The 4,050-nt window shown below is 46.4% G+C and carries 1 protein-coding gene and 1 pseudogene; both read left to right on the top strand.

Annotation, left to right across the window (positions count from 1 at the left end; all coding sequences use genetic code 11):
• Positions 1-13: 13 nt before the first annotated feature.
• A pseudogene (locus N477_RS26660) lies at positions 14-541 on the top strand (AMP-binding enzyme); the annotation flags it as partial.
• A 3-nt stretch (positions 542-544) separates the two neighbouring features.
• Positions 545-4,050, top strand: a 3,506-nt coding sequence (locus N477_RS01320) for a non-ribosomal peptide synthetase (RefSeq protein WP_231098037.1), incomplete at its 3' end; no start/stop codon positions are given.

The following is a 4,050-nucleotide window of genomic DNA, read 5'->3' as shown; positions in this document are numbered from 1 at the left end:
CACTGAGACCACCGTGCATGTAACTTACCGACGTATTCGGGAAGCAGATCTGACGCAGGGGCGAGGGGCGAGCTTGATTGGTAAGCCGCTGGCAGATCTAGATATCTTGCTGTTGAATGAAAAACAAATGTTGGTACCGGACGGGATCGGCGGTGAAATGTATGTCAGTGGCCACGGGGTCAGTCGGGGCTACTTAAACCGAGAAGGCTTGAGTGCAGAGCGTTTTGTACATGTGCCGGGACAGGGCACTAAGTGCTTTTATCGTACCGGTGATCTAGCGCGTCGATTGGAAGGTGGCGAGCTGGAATACCTAGGGCGGATAGATCACCAGGTGAAGGTGCGGGGCTTTCGTATTGAGCTGGGGGAGATAGAGCATGCCTTAGCAGATCATAGTGACGTTCAGGAAGCCTTGGTGCTGGCCCAGGAAAAAGGAGAAAATAATAACCAACTGGTGGCTTATCTGGTGGCCGGTGACAGTGAAAGGGAAGCAGGGACCTTAATAGAGGAGATTAAGGAGCATATCCGTGAGGTTTTACCTGAGTACATGGTGCCGTCGGCGTATATGGTGTTGGAAGCTTTGCCGTTAACTGCCAATGGCAAGGTTGATGTCAAGGCGCTGCCGGAGCCGGATATGGCTTTATCTCGGGCGGAATATATTGCCCCTGAATCGGAGACGGAGCAGGCGTTATGTGCCATTTGGCAGCAGGTGCTGGAGGTGGAGCGAGTCGGTATCACGGATAACTTTTTCCAGTTAGGCGGGCATTCCTTATTAGCGACTAAGTTGGTGGTCCGGATCAACCATGAGTTAAGTGCAAACGTCCAAGTAAAAGATATCTTTGCCCTCAGCACGGTGCGGGAGTTATCCCGCTCTCTGGCAATCGGCCAACCGAGCACTGTTCAGCAGCAGCTGGAACTGGGGTTACAAGAGATAGATACACTCAGACATGATATTGAAAACCATGCCATTTTGAAGCAGCAATTACCAGACGATTACGAAGCCTTGTTTCCGCTAAGTGCCATTCAGCAAAGTATGGTTTACTTTGCTCAGGCCCAACCTGAAGTACCTATCTATCATGACCAATTCCCTCTTGTACTGGAATGGATGGACTTCGATTTAGCGTTGTTTAATCAGGCGTTCGAATATATGTGTCAGGCACATTCTATTTTAAGAACGAGCTTTGACGTTAGTGGTTTTGATGAGCCGGTGCAATGTGTACATATGAGCTCACCGTTAAATATCGGTATCGAGGACTTATCCGATGTGGCGCCAGACATTCAAAAGCAACAGATAGAGGATTATTGCCGACAGGACCTCAATAAGAAGTTTACATTCCAAGTCAACGAATTGTTATGGAGGGTAAAGCTTTTCTCCCTCAGCTCAGGCCGGGTATGCATTATCCTGACGGTACAGCATGCTATTTTGGACGGCTGGAGTTTAAACCTCATGGTGTCTGAACTTCTGGCGAATTATGCCCGTTTGAAAGATGGTCACCGAGATTTGCTTCCGGCGCCAGAGTCCACTTATCGGGATTATGTCGCGATTAACTTGCACCGTAGCGGCTCAGATGAGACACAGGCCTTCTGGAAAGACTACTTACAAAATTACAACCGCATGAAGTTACCTTTTAATTATGCGGGTAAGCCAATTTCAAGCTCTAAAATGATGACGGCGGTTAAAGGTGAGGTCGATGCTTCCTTATTGCGAAAGTTACAGCAGCTGACCCAGAGTAAAGGGTATACGGTAAAAGAAATCTGTTTGGCCGCACATGTGTATCTATTGTCCTTGATCACCGGAGACTCGGAAATCCTGACGGGTGTTGTGACCCATAATCGGCCTGAGATCAAGGATACCGATAGGGTTCTTGGCTGTTTTCTTAATACTATTCCACTGCGATTAAATGCGCAGACTTCAATTAATAAACATGTATTGATTACCCAAGTTAGGGATTTTCTGCGTCGGGTCAAAGAGCATGAGATTTTCCTAGCAGACATCGCTAGGCTAGCCGGGGAAAATGATGCAAACGGCAACCCCTTGTTTGATGTCATTTTCAATTTCACCGATTTTCCTGAGCTGGTAGCGGCGACAGACAGCAATATGTTGATTAATTCTGATAAGGAATTATTTACCATCAACGGCTCGGAGATGACCAATACCTGGTTTGATCTGGAAGTGCATAAAAATGGTCAGCATGGCATGGCGTTGCAGATAAAGTATAGTGAGGAATATTTTGATGCCAAAGAAGTCGAGCTTGCCCTAAACCTCTATCTACAGATACTGGAGTTGATGGCGAGCAGTGAAACACAGTTGTGCTCAACGGCTTTAGTGCACTCTGTAGGCACAAAAAACACTGAGTTTAACGATACGGATAAAGCCTATGCCTGTACAAAGACAATGCATGCCTTGTTTGAAGAGCAGGTTGTTAAAGCGCCTGATGCAATCGCTTTAAGGCACAATGGTCAGTGTTATAGCTATCACGAGTTGAACGCTAAAGCGAACCGGATTTCGTGGATGCTGATCAGTCAAGGCATACAATCAGGCGACCACGTGGGTCTGGTGATGTCTAGATCCTTTGACATGATTGCGACCCTGTTAGCGATATTAAAAGCGGGAGCGGTTTATGTGCCAATGGAGCCGGATTATCCCGAGGCAAGAATTCAGACGATAGAGGAAAGTGCACAGCTGAAACTGGTTTTATTTGATAGACCAACGCAAGCGGCCAACGCGCATCATCTCTATCTACAAGCAGAAAATTACGCGACATTTTCAATAGAAAACCCGGGTTTGAAAAAAGATGCCGGAGAGCTTGCATATATCATTTATACTTCCGGCTCGACAGGGAAGCCTAAGGGAGTCAGGATTGCTCATCATCAAGCAGTAAACCTGATTAGCTGGGTGAACACAGAGTTTGCGGTCACCTCGTCTGATGTGATGCTTTTTATTACCTCGGTGACCTTTGACCTTTCCGTTTATGACATCTTTGGCACGCTGGCTGCTGGGGGGCGCATTGTGATTGTGGAACAGTCACAGCTGCATAATTTTGAAGTGCTTTATGACCTAATACTCACTGAAAAAGTTACTTTCTGGGACTCGGTACCCAGCACATTGAACCACCTGATAAATGATCTTGATGAAAGGCAAGTGGAGCTTTTGGGGCACCATTTACGCTTAATTTTCTTAAGTGGCGACTGGATCCCAACTATGCTGCCTTCAGCCGCGAAATACAGGTTCCCCAACGCTGAATTTATAAGTTTAGGGGGGGCGACAGAAGGAACCGTGTGGTCTAATTTTTACCGAGTGTCGGGGAAGGTAGAGCATTTAAGCAGCATTCCGTACGGTGTTCCCATTGATAATAACAGGTTTTATATTCTGGATGCACAACAGCAGCCTGTTGTTGAAGGTGTTGTCGGTGAGCTTTATATCGGGGGCGTGGGTGTTGCCTATGGTTACCAGAATGATCCTGTGAAAACAGAGCAGGCCTTTTTTGATGATCCGTTTATTGAAACCAATATCAATGGTGAAAGGGGCCGCATGTACAAAACAGGCGACTTAGGACGGCTCCTCCCCGATGGCAATATGGAGTTACATGGTCGGACAGATCACCAGATTAAGCTAAGGGGCTATAGAATTGAGCTGAATGAAATAGAGTCAGTATTAAACCTTCATACAGATATAAAAGCAGCGCTGGTCAATGTGGTTGAACTAGCGCTAAACGGTAAAAAGAACCAATACCTTGTTGGTTATATTGTTCCTAAAAACAATAGTAGCGTAGAAGCAGAAGTATTGATGTCTTATTTATCTGAATATTTGCCCGAGTATATGGTCCCTAAAGTGTTTGTGGATCTGGATGAATTACCGTTATCAGCAAACGGAAAAGTGGATCGCAGGGCGCTACCTGCTCCAGATTTAGGTTCATTCGATGAAGGCTATATTGCTCCTGAGACAGAGACAGAAAAAAGGCTGTGTGACCTATGGCAGGAAACGCTGCAAGTTGAGCGAGTTGGTATCAAGGATAATTTCTTCTTGCTTGGCGGCCACTCTTTGTTGGCAAC

Source organism: Pseudoalteromonas luteoviolacea H33-S (assembly GCF_001625695.1).
GTDB classification, from domain to species: Bacteria; Pseudomonadota; Gammaproteobacteria; order Enterobacterales; family Alteromonadaceae; genus Pseudoalteromonas; species Pseudoalteromonas luteoviolacea_B.
Note: the sequence above shows the minus strand (reverse complement) of the source record. Positions and strands in the feature narration are given on the sequence as shown.